At 42.5% G+C, this 837-nt stretch carries 2 tRNA genes and 2 rRNA genes; all 4 read left to right on the top strand.

Annotated features, from left to right (window positions below):
* A 16S ribosomal RNA gene (locus HC728_RS19690) occupies positions 1-116 on the top strand; the annotation flags it as partial.
* 69 nt (positions 117-185) lie between these two features.
* Positions 186-262 (top strand) — tRNA-Ile (locus HC728_RS19685).
* A 36-nt stretch (positions 263-298) separates the two neighbouring features.
* Positions 299-374: transfer RNA gene (locus HC728_RS19680), tRNA-Ala, on the top strand.
* Positions 375-699: 325 nt separating this feature from the next.
* Positions 700-837: ribosomal RNA gene (locus HC728_RS19675) — 23S ribosomal RNA — on the top strand; the annotation flags it as partial.

Genomic DNA, 837 nt, shown 5'->3' with positions numbered 1-837 from the left:
CAAAAGAAGTGGGTAGTTTAACCTTCGGGAGGACGCTCACCACTTTGTGGTTCATGACTGGGGTGAAGTCGTAACAAGGTAGCCCTAGGGGAACCTGGGGCTGGATCACCTCCTTAAACGATAGATTACGATTTATGAGTGTTCACACAGATTGATTAGGTTAAAAGATTAAGAGACTTAATGTTGGGTCTGTAGCTCAGTTGGTTAGAGCGCACCCCTGATAAGGGTGAGGTCGGTGGTTCAAATCCACTCAGACCCACCAATACTTCTCCAGAAAGTATTGGATAACATTATATTTGGGGTTATAGCTCAGCTGGGAGAGCGCCTGCCTTGCACGCAGGAGGTCTGCGGTTCGATCCCGCATAGCTCCACCATCTTTAAGTATTCTCACTTGAGAGTCTTTAAAAATGGTTACACGCATAAGCGTGAAATCGCTCTTTAACAATTTGGAAAGCTGACTGATTCAAATAACTTACGAGTTATTTAAATCAAAATTTAAAAGTTCTTAATATCCTTTGTTTTACTCTGTAAAACGAAGAACAACACATTCAAGTGTTCTTGTATTTTGAATCCGGCGAAAAACCAGAACTCCCTATCTTTTATACAGAGATAGCGACGAGTTCAACCTTGGTTGCTGTTTTGTCTTCACTTTCAAAAAGTGAAAGCAAATGGTCCATACGAAACCTCTTGGGGTTGTATGGTTAAGTGACTAAGCGTACACGGTGGATGCCTTGGCAGTCAGAGGCGATGAAAGACGTATTAACTTGCGATAAGCCCAGATTAGGTAGTAAAAACCATTTGAGTCTGGGATTTCTGAATGGGGAAACCCACGTGCAT

This window comes from Aliivibrio sp. S10_S31, from assembly GCF_014694495.1.
Classification (GTDB): domain Bacteria; phylum Pseudomonadota; class Gammaproteobacteria; order Enterobacterales; family Vibrionaceae; genus Aliivibrio; species Aliivibrio fischeri.
This window is presented reverse-complemented; position numbering and strand designations above follow the sequence as displayed.